Annotated in this window: 14 protein-coding genes; 10 read left to right on the forward strand and 4 right to left on the reverse strand. The window is 67.2% G+C overall.

The features are described 5' to 3' along the window. The first annotated feature begins 112 nt into the window (after window positions 1-112). Window positions 113-1,831, forward strand: coding sequence for a cation:proton antiporter (locus ACNQQL_RS02005; protein ID WP_034179686.1), 1,719 nt, complete (start codon window positions 113-115; stop codon window positions 1,829-1,831). 158 nt (window positions 1,832-1,989) lie between these two features. On the opposite strand, the gene ACNQQL_RS02010 is transcribed toward ACNQQL_RS02005, so the two are convergent. Further along, the gene (locus tag ACNQQL_RS02010) at window positions 1,990-3,885 is read right to left on the reverse strand and encodes a penicillin-binding protein 2 (protein ID WP_347063018.1); all 1,896 of its coding nucleotides are present in this window, start codon (window positions 3,883-3,885) and stop codon (window positions 1,990-1,992) included. Between the two features lie 422 nt (window positions 3,886-4,307). Then, the gene (locus tag ACNQQL_RS02015; RefSeq protein WP_072436660.1) at window positions 4,308-4,652 is read right to left on the reverse strand and encodes a DUF3564 family protein; all 345 of its coding nucleotides are present in this window, start codon (window positions 4,650-4,652) and stop codon (window positions 4,308-4,310) included. Between the two features lie 651 nt (window positions 4,653-5,303). Here ACNQQL_RS02015 and ACNQQL_RS02020 point away from each other — a divergent pair. Continuing rightward, on the forward strand, window positions 5,304-6,518 hold the full coding sequence (locus ACNQQL_RS02020) for an SDR family oxidoreductase (RefSeq protein WP_347063019.1): 1,215 nt from the start codon (window positions 5,304-5,306) through the stop codon (window positions 6,516-6,518). A 55-nt stretch (window positions 6,519-6,573) separates the two neighbouring features. Here ACNQQL_RS02020 and hpaR read toward each other — a convergent pair whose 3' ends face one another. Continuing rightward, a complete protein-coding gene (hpaR, locus tag ACNQQL_RS02025; RefSeq protein WP_034179682.1) occupies window positions 6,574-7,014 on the reverse strand; it encodes a homoprotocatechuate degradation operon regulator HpaR in 441 nt (146 codons plus the stop codon). Window positions 7,015-7,166: 152 nt separating this feature from the next. Here hpaR and ACNQQL_RS02030 point away from each other — a divergent pair, with 152 nt between their 5' ends. From ACNQQL_RS02030 to hpaI, 7 genes are read left to right on the forward strand one after another with little or no spacing between them, the layout of a single operon-like run. Further along, on the forward strand, window positions 7,167-7,856 hold the full coding sequence (locus tag ACNQQL_RS02030) for a fumarylacetoacetate hydrolase family protein (RefSeq protein ID WP_347063020.1): 690 nt from the start codon (window positions 7,167-7,169) through the stop codon (window positions 7,854-7,856). Then, a complete protein-coding gene (locus ACNQQL_RS02035) occupies window positions 7,853-8,617 on the forward strand; it encodes a fumarylacetoacetate hydrolase family protein (RefSeq protein ID WP_347063021.1) in 765 nt (254 codons plus the stop codon). The genes ACNQQL_RS02030 and ACNQQL_RS02035 overlap by 4 nt, the downstream gene beginning before the upstream one ends. A 22-nt stretch (window positions 8,618-8,639) precedes the next feature. After that, complete coding sequence (gene hpaE, locus ACNQQL_RS02040; RefSeq protein ID WP_347063022.1) at window positions 8,640-10,103, forward strand: 5-carboxymethyl-2-hydroxymuconate semialdehyde dehydrogenase; 1,464 nt, start codon at window positions 8,640-8,642, stop codon at window positions 10,101-10,103. Between the two features lie 50 nt (window positions 10,104-10,153). Then, window positions 10,154-11,002, forward strand: coding sequence for a 3,4-dihydroxyphenylacetate 2,3-dioxygenase (hpaD, locus tag ACNQQL_RS02045; RefSeq protein WP_175958990.1), 849 nt, complete (start codon window positions 10,154-10,156; stop codon window positions 11,000-11,002). A 40-nt stretch (window positions 11,003-11,042) separates the two neighbouring features. Then, window positions 11,043-11,435 (forward strand): 5-carboxymethyl-2-hydroxymuconate Delta-isomerase, encoded by a 393-nt coding sequence (locus ACNQQL_RS02050; RefSeq protein WP_347063023.1) that lies wholly within the window; start codon window positions 11,043-11,045, stop codon window positions 11,433-11,435. 19 nt (window positions 11,436-11,454) lie between these two features. After that, entirely contained in the window at window positions 11,455-12,258 is an 804-nt protein-coding gene (hpaH, locus tag ACNQQL_RS02055) for a 2-oxo-hept-4-ene-1,7-dioate hydratase (protein ID WP_347063024.1), read from the forward strand. 7 nt (window positions 12,259-12,265) lie between these two features. Then, window positions 12,266-13,072 carry a 4-hydroxy-2-oxoheptanedioate aldolase gene (hpaI, locus tag ACNQQL_RS02060; protein ID WP_347063025.1) on the forward strand — a complete coding sequence of 269 codons (807 nt, stop codon included), beginning with the start codon at window positions 12,266-12,268 and terminating at the stop codon, window positions 13,070-13,072. Window positions 13,073-13,318: 246 nt separating this feature from the next. Here the strand turns inward: hpaI and ACNQQL_RS02065 are convergent, their stop codons facing one another. After that, window positions 13,319-14,128, reverse strand: coding sequence for a helix-turn-helix transcriptional regulator (locus ACNQQL_RS02065; RefSeq protein ID WP_347063026.1), 810 nt, complete (start codon window positions 14,126-14,128; stop codon window positions 13,319-13,321). Window positions 14,129-14,223: 95 nt separating this feature from the next. On the opposite strand from ACNQQL_RS02065, the gene ACNQQL_RS02070 reads away from it, so the two are divergent. Further along, window positions 14,224-14,475, forward strand: coding sequence for a hypothetical protein (locus ACNQQL_RS02070; RefSeq protein ID WP_034179673.1), 252 nt, complete (start codon window positions 14,224-14,226; stop codon window positions 14,473-14,475). Window positions 14,476-14,513: the final 38 nt, after the last annotated feature.

A 14,513-nucleotide genomic window follows, 5' to 3' on the forward strand; every position in this document is an offset into this window, starting at 1 on the left:
AAAGGCGCGCCACCGCGTGAAATTTTCACGGCGGCGCGCCATTGTTCCGCCTCATCCCTTATCCTTTCACTCTTGAACCTTACTAAATAGTTACAAGAACTCGGGAGGGGGGATGCCCCATGACGTCAGCCTGATTGCGTTGCTCGCGGCCGGTTTCGGTCTCGCGATGATCTTCGGTTACCTCGCGTCGCTGCTGAAAATGCCGCCGCTCGTCGGCTATCTGCTCGCCGGGATCGTGATCGGCCCCGGCACGCCCGGTTTCGTGGGCGACCTGTCGCTCGCACAGCAGCTCGCCGAAGTGGGCGTGATGCTGCTGATGTTCGGCGTCGGCCTGCATTTCTCGCTCGGTGACCTGCTCGCGGTGCGCAAGATCGCGCTGCCGGGCGCCGTCGTGCAGATTACCGTCGCGACGCTGCTCGGCGGCGGGCTCGCGCTCACGTGGGGCTGGAGCCTCGGCGCGGCGCTCGTGTTCGGGCTTGCGCTGTCGGTCGCGAGTACCGTCGTGCTGCTGCGCGCGCTCGAGGGGCGCGGGCTCGTCGAGACGGTCAACGGGCGCATCGCGGTCGGCTGGCTCGTCGTCGAGGATCTCGTGATGGTGCTGGTGCTCGTGCTGCTGCCACCCGTCGCGGGGCTGCTCGGCGGCACGCCGCCCGGCGACGTGCAGGCGGCCGGCGGCAGCGTGTGGGGCACGCTCGGCGTGACGATGCTGAAGGTCGCGGCGTTCATCGCGCTGATGCTCGTGGTCGGCAAGCGCGTATTCCCGCGCATTTTGTGGCTCGTCGCGCGCACGGGCTCGCGCGAGCTGTTCACGCTGTGCATGATCGCGGCCGCGGTCGGCATCGCGTTCGGCGCGGCGAAGCTGTTCGACGTGTCGTTCGCGCTCGGCGCGTTCTTCGCCGGGATGATGATGCGCGAGTCGGAATTCAGCCGGCGCGCGGCCGACGAGACGTTGCCGCTGCGCGACGCGTTCTCGGTGCTGTTCTTCATCTCGGTCGGGATGCTGTTCGACCCGAAGGTGCTGATCGAAGAGCCGCTGCACGTGATCGAGGTCGCGGCGATCGTGCTGGTCGGCAAGACGCTCGCGGCGGTCGCGCTCGTGATCGCGTTCCGCTATCCGTTGAATACCGCGTTGACGGTCGGCGCGGGCCTCGCGCAGATCGGCGAATTCTCGTTCATCCTCGCGGGGCTCGGCCGTGCGCTCGGGCTGCTGTCGGCCGAGGGGCAGAGCCTGATTCTGGCGGTCGCGCTGATCTCGATCGCGATGAACACGCTGCTGTTCGCGATGATCGATCCGGCGCTCGCGTGGATCCGCAAGCATTCGGCGTTCGCGCGCAAGCTCGAGGCGCGCGACGATCCGCTCGCCGCGCTGCCGATGTCGACGCCGCAGACGCACCTGACCGGGCAGGTCGTGATCGTCGGTTACGGCAAGGTCGGCACGCGGATCGCGCATGCGCTGGACGAGCGCGGGATCGCGTATGTCGTCGTCGAGCAGAACCGCGAGCTCGTCGAGAAGCTGCGAGCCGACGGCATCGCGGCCGTGTCCGGCGACGCGATCGAGCCGATCGTGCTCGTGCAGGCGCATATCGCGCGCGCCGGGATGCTGGTCGTCACGCTGCCGGACGTGTTCGACGTGCGGCAGATCGTCGAGATCTCGCGCACGCTCAACCCGACGCTCGAGGTCGTGCTGTGCACGAACAGCGGCGACGAGGCCGCGCTGCTGTCGAGCGAGGGCATCGGCACCGTGTTCATGGGCGAGACCGAACTCGCGCGCGGGATGACCGAGCATGTGCTCGGCAGGATGGTGAAGCCGGTAGCAGCGGCAGCGCATTGACGGCGCGCGGGCAAGACCGCCCGCAGCGCGAAAGAATTGTAGGAGGGCGCAGCCGGAACGCTTAGATAATGCGGGGCGTTTCTGCAAAGTGGGATGAAAGCGGGGGGCGGAGATGGAGCGCGGGCGGTGCGGCATGCCGCATCGCCCGCCTGGCGGCTTCAGCTTGCCGCCGCCTTCGTCGGCACGGCCGTGCCGGGCTGCGCGGCCGTCTTCAACGGTGCGGTGGTTTTCTGCGCGGCCGCCGTTTTCGGTTGAGCCGCCGCCTTCGGCGCCTCGACCGTCTTCTGCGGTGCAACCGCCTTGGCCGGCTGCGGCTTCTCCGGTTCGACCGGCGCATCGGGCGGCACGCCGAGCAACTGCAGCGAGCCGCTCGTGACCGACGCGAACACCGGGCCGGCCACCGTGCCGCCGTAGTAGCCCTTGCCGCGCGGCTCGTCGATCATCACCGCGACGATCAGGCGCGGGTTGCTCATCGGCGCCATCCCCGCGAACAGCGCGCGGTACTTGCCCTTCGCATAGGTCGCGCCGACCTGCTTGCGCGCGGTACCCGTCTTGCCGCCGATCCGGTAGCCGTCGACGCGCGCGCGGCGCCCCGTGCCGCCTTCGCCGACCGCCATCTCGAGCATCGAGCGGATCGACGCGGCCGTTTGCGGCGACGTCACGCGGTGGCCGCGATGCGCGTCGATCGTCTGCTGGTCGGTGCCGTTCTTCAGCAGCGACACCGGGTGCAGCGTGCCGTCGCCCGCATAGGCCGTATACGTCTGCGCGATCTGCAGCAGCGACATCGACAGCCCGTAGCCGTACGCCATCGTTGCCTGCTCGATCGGCCGCCAGCGCTTGTAGCCGCGCAGCCGGCCCGACGCGACGCCCGGGAACGTCAGCTCCGGCGCGCGGCCGATCCCGTATTCCTGATACTTGTTCCAGATCGTTTCGGCGGGCAGGTTCAGCGCGAGCTTCGCGAGCGCGACGTTGCTCGATTTCTGCAGTGCCTGCGAGACCGTCAGCGACCCGTGGTTCGACGTGTCGTGGATCACGGCCGGGCCGATCTTGTAGGTGCCCGGCGATGTGTTGATGATCGTGTTCGGCGTGACCTTGCGCTCGTCGATCGACAGCGCGACGACGAGCGGCTTGATCGTCGAGCCGGGTTCGAACGTGTCGATCACCGCGCGATTGCGCAACTGCTGGCCCGTGAGGCGCGCGCGGTCGTTCGGGTCGAAGGTCGGGTAGTTCGCGAGCGCGAGGATTTCGCCGTTCTGTGCATCGAGCACGACGACGCTGCCTGCGATCGCGTTGTTCTCGATCACGGCCGCCTTGAGCTGGCTGAACGCGAGCTGCTGGATCCGGCGGTCGATCGTCAGCTCGATCGTCGCGCCGTGCTGCGCGGGAACGAGCGGGCGCGTGTCCGACACGATGCGGCCGAGCCGGTCGCGGATCACCTCGCGCTGCCCGGACGTGCCCGACAGGCGCGCATTCGCCGCGAGTTCGACGCCTTCCTGGCCCTTGTCTTCGACGTTCGTGAAGCCGACCACGTGCGCGGCCGATTCGCCTTCCGGGTAGAAGCGCTTCGAATCGGCGATCTGCGTGATGCCGTCGATCGCGAGCTTGTCGAGCCGCCCCGCGGTGTCCGCGTCGACCTGCCGCTTGAGCAGCACGAACGTCTTGTCGTTGCCGAGGCGCCGCTTGACCTCGCCGAGCGGCAGGTCGAGCAGCTTCGCGATCTGCGGATAGTCGGTATCGGCGACCTGTTTCGGGTTCGCCCAGATTTCATAGGTCGACAGGCTGACCGCGAGCATCGCGCCGTTGCGATCGACGATGCGCCCGCGCATCGCGTCGAGCTCGATCGTGCGCTGGTAGCGCTTCTGGCCCTGGCCGACGTAGAAATCCTGGTTCGCGACCTGCACCCAGAAGGCGCGCGCGAGCAGCGCGGCGAACGCGAGGAACACGACGATCACGACCAGCTTCGAGCGCCACATCGGCAGGCGCGACGCGAGCATCGGATTCTTCGTCGCGGCCGAGTACGGATCGGCGGGGTGGGTCTTCTTTTTCACGCTCATGCAATGGCCGGGTCGGGCCGCCGGACGGCGGCAGGTCAGTCTGAATAATGCGATTGTAATAAATGAGTAAACGCCGTGTGGGGAAAGTATGTTCCGGCCCCGTGAAAAGGCGGGCGGTGTCATCCGGCAAGCGCTGAAAGGTGATGCCGGAAAGGTGGGGCGCGAGCGGATTTCCGCCGCCGCAGCAGACGATGATCGACGGGCGCTCGGCGGTGTCTCGATCCGGGCGTGCGGTGTCCGCTGGCGGTCAATCGCGGCCGTCGCCGGTATGCGATCAATTGCCCGGCCCTCGGTTATTTCTTTAATAGCGGAAAATAAAAAACGCCCCAGAATGAGGCGCTGTTAATACTGAATATCGAAATGACTATCTCTGAAAACTGGAATAAACCCGAAAACCGCAGACGTTTTCCGTAAAAAATTTTCTATCGGGCGACGGAAATGAATTCCCGGTATTCCGGCTGGGTCGTGCAGCGATCGACGGCCTGCAGCCGCCACGCGCCGGGGTGATTGCCGGCGAGCACGGCGGGGCCCTGTTCGCGCTGCGTCGCACCGAACGACAGCCCCTTCAACTGGCATACGGCTTTTCCGCCGTCGGCCGCGCAGAGCGCCATTGCGCCCTCGACGTCGCGGACCTTGCCCCAGGTCGGAAGATCGATGCCCTGATGTGCCTCACGCGACCACAGTCCCTCGTCGGTATCCACCCACAGTACCGCGAAGGATTGCCTGGTTGCCGATTCGCTGCCATTAATTCGAATGGTGAGGCGCATTGGATCGTCTCCTGAAAGAAAGGACGAATTTGACCGTTTGGACTTGAACAGTCTAGATAGACTGGTGTGAAACGCAAGGGATAATCCGCAATAAACCCATATCGAGTCCATTGCGGTTTCAGATGAAACGACGTCTGACGATTCACGAACATTTCGGCTGCGCGAGCAAACGTCCGTGGCATCGGCGATTGCGGTGTCGACGCGCGCATCGGTGACGTTCGAGACATGGGATGACATGGCCGGGGGGCGCGTCGATCTGTCGCGCGCGGGCCGCCGCCGAAACCGGGCCGATCGACGCAATCCGGCACCGCCGGAATGCGGTCCGCCCCGATGTTTCAGCGTTTTGACGGCACGGCCGGGAACGACACACTCCAACAATCGCGCACAAATCGGCACACTTTCACGAAACTTTCGGGACAGACTTGCACGCGATCGGGCCCCACACTGGGAACTTCCCGATCCTGTGCCGCGGACGCCCGTCCTCGGCGGCTGCCGCCGCCTCGTGCCAGAGGTGCGATCGACGCGATCGCGGGCCGCACGCCCGATCGGGACTGCCGGGGCGCGCGTCGGCCCCGGCCCGGCCGGTGAGCCGTGCGCAGCCCGCAACCGCAGGCGCTGCGCCGCCCGGCCGACTCTTCGAAGGAGACTATCGTGCTGATCTGGAAAACCGCGTTGTCGCTGAACTGGCGGACGAGCCTCGTGTCGCCGGCCAGCGCACCGGTCGCGGCGGCGAACGTCGGGCGGCTGGTGTTGACCGGCGCGACCGGCTTCATCGGCAGTACCGTGCTGACTGCGCTCGTCAATGCAGGGCTGCTCGAACGCATCGTGTGCGTCGTGCGCGCGCAGGACCGCGGCCACGCCGTCGCGCGGCTGCGCGAAGCGGCGCTGCGCGCGGGGCTCGCGCCGTACTGGGCATCGCGCCTGACCGACGCGAACGTAATCGTCGGCGCGCTCGGCGATGTGTGGCAGGGCGCCGACGCGCCTCGCCTCGCCGGCGCGACGCACGTGATCCACTGCGCCGGCCATGCGTCGCCGGCCGACGGCGCGCACCTGCAGGCGGACATCGCCGATTTGGTGCGCTTCGCCGAACGCTTCGCACGGGCGCCGCGTCTGCAGCGCTTCGTCTACGTCGGCACGGCCTATGCGCATGCGGGGCGCGGCGGCATCGTGCACGAAGCAGTCGTGGCGGACGACGCGGCGAACGATGTCGCGCAACACGGCGAAGGCCTGCCGGGCGCGGTGCTCGCGGCGGACTACCTGCATGCGAAGGCGGAAACGGAGCAGCGCCTGCGCGCGCTCGGGCTGCCGCTCGTCGTCGTGCGGCCGTCGCACGTCGTCGGCCATACGGTGCTCGGCACGCGGCCCGCGCCGAATTCGTTCTGGATGTTCCGGCTTGCGCATGCCGCGCGCCGCTTCACCGCGCGGCCGATGACGCGCATCGACATCGTGTCGGTGGACGACGTGGCGCGCGCGACGATGCTGCTGGCCGTCAAGCCGACGCTCGCGCACGATCTCTATCACGTGTCGGCCGGCGACGAGGCGCCGCAGGTCGCGCAGATCGTGCGCGCGATGGACGAGGCGGCGGGGATGACCGGGGCGCCGCGCTACGCTGCGTGCGCGCCGGCCGAGCTGCCGCTGGTGGTGCGTGAGGTGCTCGGGCGGCCCGATCCGGCACTCGAGCGCGTGATCGGCCGGGCGCTGCAGCGCTGCGCGGAATTCGCGACGGTCGATCGCGTGTTCGACAACAGCCGCGTGCGCGACGAAATCGATTTCGAGCCGTTGCCGTTCATCGATTACGTCGAGGAATGCATGCGCACGTCGCGCGGCGTCGCCGTGACCGAGCTGATGCGCGGCGCGCTGCACTGACCGCCCGCGCTGTACCGGCGCCCGTTCCCGCGGCTGGCGGGAACGGGCGCCATCATCACGCGTTGCCGCCGAGTTCGATGAGCCGGTCGAGCGCGCGGTAGATGTCTTCCAGGCCGTCCTGGCCGAAGCGCGACTCGAGCTGCCGGTATTGCTCGTCGATGCGCGGACCGATTTCCGTGACGAGTTTCCTGCTTTGCGGCGTCAGGCTGACCAGCAGCCGGCGCTGATCCTCCTGCGCGCGCGTGCGCGTGATCAGCCCGTCGCGCTCCATCCGTTCCAGCACGCCCGTGAGGCTCGGGCTCAGGATGCAGCAGCGCCGCGCGATCTGTCCCGCTTCGAGTGCATGCGCCGGTTCGCCGTCGAGCACGCGGATGATCCGCCATTGCTGTTCGGTCAGCGCGAATTCCTTGAGAATGGGGCGGAACAGGCCCATCAGCGTTTCGCGGGCTTCGAGCAGCAGCATGGCCAGGTTGCGATGGTCGAGCGTACGGTTCATCGGGGTGGACAGTGGACGGGGACGCATCAATCTTAACAGCCGAAGGTGGTGAATTTCGCGTATCAGGGTAATCGAGGTTGCCAGCACCCGATTGTTTACTTAAGATGTTAAGTATTGACGATGCGCCGCGACGCGCGGCAGGGGAATGACGCATGGAGCTGTCTTGCACGACCGCCGCGGCGCCGCCGTTGCCGGTCGCCATCGGTACCGTCTACGGTGCGCTGCTGAACGAGCGCGCGGCGCTCGACGCGCTCGGCGATGCGGTGAACGCACCGCCTTACGGTCGCCCTCCGCAGGCACCGATCCTTTACATCAAGCCGGCCAACACGCATGCGGCCGACGGCGCGGCCGTCGTCGTGCCGGCCGGTGTCGATGCGCTGGAGATCGGCGCGTCGGTGGCCGTCGTGTTCGCCCGGCGCGCCACGCGTGTGCCGGCTGCACAGGCGCTCGACTACGTGCACGGCTTCACGCTCGCGAGCGACGTGTCGGTGCCGCATCCCGATTACTACCGCCCGGCCGTGCGCTTCAAGTGTCGCGACGGTTTCTGCCCGCTGGGCCCGGCGATCGTGCCGGCCGCCGCGCTGGCCGAGGTCGACGCGCTCGCACTGACCGTGCGGATCGACGGCGAGGTGGCCGCATCGGCGTCGACCGCGACGCTGATTCGCCCGGTGCGCGAACTGATCGCCGACGTGACGGCGTTCATGTCGTTCGACGCCGGCGATGTGCTGCTGCTCGGCGTCGCCGGCGGCGCGCCGCGCGCCCGCGCGGGCAGCACGATCGAGATCGCCGCGGCCGGCATCGGCACGCTGCGGCATACGCTGATTGCGGAGGAGACACGATGAAGACGGCGCGCGTGATCTACAACGGCGCACTGCATGCGGCCGAGCCGGCCGGCGACGGCGCGATCCGCCTCGACACGGGGCGCGTGGTTGCCGAGGAGACGGTCGCATGGCTGCCGCCCGTCGCGCCGCGCACGACGTTCGCGCTCGGCCTCAACTACGCCGACCACGCGAAGGAACTCGCGTTCAACGCGCCGAGCGAGCCGCTGATCTTCCTGAAGGGGCCGAACACGTTCATCGGCCACCGGTCGCGCACCGTGCGCCCGGCGGATGCCACCCACATGCACTACGAGTGCGAACTGGCCGTCGTGATCGGCCGGCCCGCGCGCAACGTGAGCCGCGCGCATGCGATCGACTATGTGGCCGGCTATACGGTCGCGAACGACTACGCGATCCGCGACTATCTGGAGAACTACTACCGCCCGAACCTGCGCGTGAAGAACCGCGACACCTGCACGCCGCTCGGGCCGTGGTTCGTCAGCCGCGACGAGATCGGCGACGCGGGCGACCTGAACCTGCGCACGACCGTGAATGGCCGGGAGACGCAGCGCGGCAGCACGCGCGACATGATCTTCGACGTGCCGGCGCTGATCGAGCACATCAGCAGCTTCATGACGCTCTCGCCGGGCGACCTGATCCTGACCGGCACGCCCGAGGGGTTGGCGGACACGCGGCCGGGCGACGAGGTCGTGACCGAAATCGAAGGGATCGGCAGGCTCGTGAACACGATCGTCGCCGAAGCGGACTACTATCGCGCCGGCTGAGCCCGTCGCCCAAGGAGAACCCATGACCATCAAGCACTGGATCGACGGCCGCGAAGTCGAGAGCCGCGAGACCTTCACGACGCTGAACCCCGCGACTGGCGACGTGATCACCGACGTCGCGTCGGCCGGCGAGACCGAAGTCGACGCGGCCGTGCGCGCGGCGAAGGAAGCATTCCCGAAATGGGCGAACACGCCCGCGAAGGAGCGCGCGAAGCTGATGCGCAAGCTCGGCGAGCTGATCGAGAAGAACGTGCCGATGCTCGCGGCGCTGGAGACGCAGGACACCGGCCTGCCGATCGCGCAGACGAGCAAGCAGCTGATTCCGCGCGCGTCCGAGAACTTCAATTTCTTCGCGGAAGTCTGCGTGCAGATGAACGGCCGCACCTATCCGGTCGACGACCAGATGCTGAACTACACGCTGTACCAGCCGGTCGGCGTGTGCGCGCTGGTGTCGCCGTGGAACGTGCCGTTCATGACGGCTACGTGGAAGACGGCGCCGTGCCTCGCGCTCGGCAACACGGCCGTGCTGAAGATGTCGGAGCTGTCGCCGCTGACGGCCGACCAGCTTGGCCGGCTCGCGCTCGAAGCCGGCATTCCGCCCGGAGTGCTGAACGTCGTGCAGGGCTATGGCGCGAGCGCCGGCGACGCGCTCGTGCGGCATCCGGACGTGCGTGCGGTGTCGTTTACCGGCGGCACGGTCACGGGCAAGCGGATCATGGAGCGCGCGGGCCTCAAGAAGTATTCGATGGAGCTCGGCGGCAAGTCGCCGGTGCTGATTTTCGACGACGCGGATTTCGATCGTGCGCTCGATGCGTCGCTGTTCACGATCTTCTCGATCAACGGCGAACGCTGCACCGCGGGCTCGCGGATCTTCGTGCAGCGCACGATCTACGACCGCTTCGTGCAGGAATTTTCGCGCCGTGCGAACAACCTGGTGGTCGGCGATCCGTCCGATCCAGCCACGCAGCTCGGCGCGATGATCACGCGCCAGCACTGGGAGAAGGTGACGGGCTATATCCGCATCGGCGAGCAGGAAGGCGCGCGCGTGGTCGCGGGCGGTGCGGATAAGCCGGCGGGCCTGCCCGACCATCTGCGCAACGGCAACTTCGTGCGGCCGACCGTGTTCGCCGACGTCGACAACCGGATGCGCATCGCGCAGGAAGAGATCTTCGGCCCGGTCGCGTGCCTGATCCCGTTCGAGGACGAGGAAGAAGGGCTGCGGCTCGCGAACGACACGTCGTACGGCCTCGCGTCGTACATCTGGACGCAGGACGTCGGCAAGGTGCATCGCCTCGCGCGCGGCATCGAGGCCGGGATGGTGTTCGTGAACAGCCAGAACGTGCGCGACCTGCGTCAGCCGTTCGGCGGCGTGAAGGAGTCGGGCACCGGGCGCGAGGGCGGCGAGTACAGTTTCGAGGTGTTCGCGGAGATCAAGAACGTGTGCATCTCGATGGGTTCGCATCACATTCCGCGCTGGGGCGTGTAACGGGCGCGGGTCGTTTCGCCGGGAGCACGAACGATATGGAGACTTGAACGATGGGCAAATTGTCCCTCGCCGCGAAAATCACGCACGTGCCGTCGATGTACCTGTCGGAAATGCCCGGCAGGCATCACGGCTGCCGCGAAGCGGCGATCCGCGGCCATCAACTGATCGGCGAGCGCTGCCGTGCGCTCGGCGTCGACACGATCGTCGTGTCGGACGTGCACTGGCTCGTCAACGCGGGTTATCACGTGAACTGCAATGCGCGGTTCTCGGGCACGTACACGAGCAACGAGCTGCCGCATTTCATCCGCGACATGCAGTACGCGTATCCGGGCAATCCGGCGCTCGGCCGGCTGATCGCCGAGACGGCCAGCGCACGCGGGATCGCGACGCGCGCACACGAGATCGACAGCCTCGAACTCGAATACGGCACGCTCGTGCCGATGCGCTACATGAATGGCGACCAGCACTTCAAGGTCGTGTCGATCGCCGGCTGGTGCATGTGGCACACGCTCGACGAAAGCCGGCGCTTCGGCGAGGCGTTGCTCGAAGCGATCGGGAAAAGCGATTCGAACGTCGCGTTCCTCGCGAGCGGTTCGCTGTCGCATCGCTTCAACGATAACGGCAGCCCCGAGGAATCGATCCACCAGATCAGCCGCGAATTCTTCCGGCAGGTCGACCTGCGCGTGGTCGAGCTGTGGAAGCAGGGCGATTTCAAGACGTTCTGCGCGATGCTGCCCGAGTACAACACGCATTGCCACGGCGAAGGCGGCATGCACGACACGGCGATGCTGCTCGGCCTGCTCGGCTGGGATCGTTACGACAAGCCCGTCGAGATCGTCACCGACTATTTCGCGAGTTCGGGCACGGGGCAGATCAACGCGATCTTCCCGTTGCCCTGAACGCCGCGCCCTGCATCGAACATCCGACTGGAGACTTGCCATGCCTCACATCGTCGTCGAATACACCGCGAACATCCGTGACGACGCGCGCATTCCCGCGCTGCTGCGCACGATCAATGCAACACTGATCGCGCAGGGCGGCGTGTTCCCGACCGGCGGCATCCGGTCGCGCGCGATCGAACTGCAGGACTATTGCGTCGCCGACGGCACGGAGGACGACGCGTTCGTCCACGTGACGCTGAAGATCGGCTCGGGCCGTAGCGACGACACGAAGAAAGCCGCGTGCGATGCGCTGTTCGACGCGATCAAGGCCCATTTCGCCGAGCTGTACGCGGAACGCTATCTCGCGCTGTCGATGGAGCTGACCGAGTTCAGCGAAAGCGGCTCGTACAAGCACAACAACATCCACGGCCGCTACAAGCGAGCCGGCTGACCCCATTCCCGATCCGACCATGCTCGAAACCGCCATCATCGACCAGCTCGCGCAACGTCTGCACGACGCCGAGCGCGAGCGCAAGCAGATCCGCCAGATCTCGCTCGACCATCCCGACATCACGATCGACGACGCATACGCGATCCAGCGCGCGTGGGTGACCCTCAAGCTCGTGGAAGGCCGCATGCTGAAGGGGCACAAGATCGGCCTCACGTCGAAGGCGATGCAGAACACGTCGCAGATCGACGAACCCGACTACGGCGCGCTGCTCGACGACATGTTCTTCGCGGACGGCGGCACGATCCCGACCGGTCGTTTCATCGTGCCGCGCGTCGAGGTCGAACTCGCGTTCGTGCTCGGCAAGCGGCTCACGGGCCCGAACTGCACGATCTTCGACGTGTACGACGCGGTCGATTACGTCGTGCCCGCGCTCGAGATCATCGACGCGCGCAGCCAGTCGATCGACCCCGATACGAAACGGCCGCGTAAGGTGTTCGACACGATCGCCGACAACGCGGCGAACGCGGGCGTCGTGATCGGCGGGCGGCCGGTGAAGCCGCACGACGTCGACCTGCGCTGGGTCGCGGCGATCATGTCGCGCAACGGCGTGGTCGAGGAAACGGGCGTCGCGGCCGGCGTGCTGAATCATCCGGCGAACGGCGTCGCGTGGCTCGCGAATCGTCTGTCGCGTTTCGACGTCGCGCTGGAACCCGGGCAGATCGTGCTCGGCGGCTCGTTCACGCGGCCGTGCGCGGCGCGGCCGGGCGACACGTTCAGCGTCGACTACGGCCCGCTCGGGACGATCCAGTGCTACTTCGAGTGAGCAAGCGATGCGGATTCCTTCGAATGTCTTCAAGGCCGCGCTCGCGCGCGGCGACGCGCAGGTCGGGCTGTGGCTCGGCCTCGCGAACCCGTACAGCGCCGAAGTTGTCGCGGGTGCCGGTTTCGACTGGCTGCTGATCGACGGCGAGCATGCGCCGAACACGGTGCCGACGATCCTCGCGCAACTGCAGGCGATCGCGCCGTATCCGTCGCATCCGGTCGTGCGCGTGCCGTGGAACGATCCGGTGATCGTCAAGCAGGTGCTCGACCTCGGCGCGCAGACGCTGCTGGTGCCGATGGTGCAGAGCGCCGACGAAGCGCGCGCGGCCGTTGCCGCGACGCGTTATCCGCCGCACGGGATGCGCGGGGTCGGCAGCGCGCTGGCGCGTGCGTCGCGGTGGAATCGCGTCGGCGACTACCTGCACGGCGCGAACGACGAGATGGCCGTGCTCGTGCAGGTCGAGACGCGCGCGGGGCTCGATGCGATCGACGCGATTGCGCGGGTCGAAGGTGTCGACGGCGTGTTCATCGGGCCGGCCGATCTTGCGGCCGATCTCGGGCATCTCGGCAATCCGGGGCACCCGGACGTGCAGGCCGCGATCGACTGCGCGATCCGGACGATCAAGGCGGCGGGCAAGGCGCCCGGTATTCTGAGTGCGGATGAAGCGGCGGTACGACGGTATCTCGAAGCGGGTGCGCTGTTCGTCGCGGTTGGGGTCGATACGACGCTGCTGGCGAGGAGTGCGGAGCGGCTCGCGGCGCAGTTCAGGGGTGAATCTCGACCGACGGAAAAGAACGGTGACACGACGTATTGAGCGAGAGGCAGTGGCAGATATGCCAAGTAACGCAGACGCACTCCCTGACGAATCGGGGAATTGGCACAAGGTTTCGCAAAGGGACCGGATGACATCGCTTGAATCGAATGCGATCCCATATCGCGGTGCGGCGGCTCGTCGATGTGTCCGCGCCGTTGCCCTGACGCGTTGCGGGGCAGAATGCGATCAAGCGATCGTGGATGCGATGGCGGAATTGAGTGCGCAGGCGCAAGCCCTGGGGATGGGTTACGACTGACTTCCCATTGTTCCGACTGCTGATCTTGCTACGTCCATATACCGCCCCGGCGTCGTCCCCAGTGCCCGCCGGAACATGTCGATGAACGCGCTCACGTTGTCGTACCCGAGATCGAGCGCGATCGTCGTCACCGGCACGCCGTCGGCGATTCTCTCCAGCGCCCGCAGCAGCCTTGCCTGCTGACGCCACTGCGCGAACGTCAGCCCCGTCTCGGCGACGAAGCGGCGGCTCATCGTTCGTGTGCTGATGCCTGCCCAATCGGCCCATTCCTCCAGCCGCCGGTTGTCCGCGAGGTTCGTGGCGAGCGCGTCGGTGATGCGCACGAGCCGCGCGTCGCGCGGCCGCGCGAGGCTTAGCGACTCGACTTCCGAAGCAGCGATTTCATCGAGGATCACGTCGGCGATACGCGTTTGCGCGTCATTCAGTTCCGAACCGTCCCAGCTCGCGGCGCGCTGTACCGCTTCGCGCAGCAGCGGCGACGCACGGATCGCGCGCGGCGTATCCGGCAACTCCGCGCAGCGCGCTTCGGCGACGAACGCCGACCAGCCGGAAATCGGTCCGAACGAACGCAGCGAATGCCGGCAATGCGGCGGAATCCAGATCGCATGGACCGCCGGCACGACCCAGTCGCGGTCGTCGAGGCCGATCGACACCAGCCCGCTCAGCGCGCCGACGAGCTGGCCGCGCGCATGCGCGTGAGGCGCGGTCACGCGCGGGTCGCGCTGCGACAGGACGGCGGCGACGACGAACGGGCCGTCGTCGGACGTGGTGAATCGGGTGGGCAGGAGTGGATCGGGCATGGCCGGATAACGGTATCGAATGACTGTTATACCGGAGATCGGCCGGCTTCGCACGCCTACACTGCGTTCTTCGATGACAACCGGAGTACGACGCGATGCGAGCCGAACAGATGCTTCCCGACCATGCCGACCGGATCGATGCCGGCGGAACGACGATCCGCAAGGGCACCGTCGGCGCGTTCCTGGTCAACGCGCGCGTGCTGACCGATCCCGGCGCCACGCCCGCCGACCGGGCACGCGCGGAAGCCGACGCGATCGATGCGTTGCCCGCGCTGCGCGCGCTCGGCCTGTTCGACGTGATGGAGGTGCGCGATCCGGCGCTGCGCGCGTGGCTCGACGCACGCTGACGTCCGCCGCAACCGTCGATCGAGATCCCCCGAATCAA

This window comes from Burkholderia sp. LFS061, assembly GCF_047978125.1.
GTDB lineage: Bacteria > Pseudomonadota > Gammaproteobacteria > Burkholderiales > Burkholderiaceae > Burkholderia > Burkholderia pyrrocinia_C.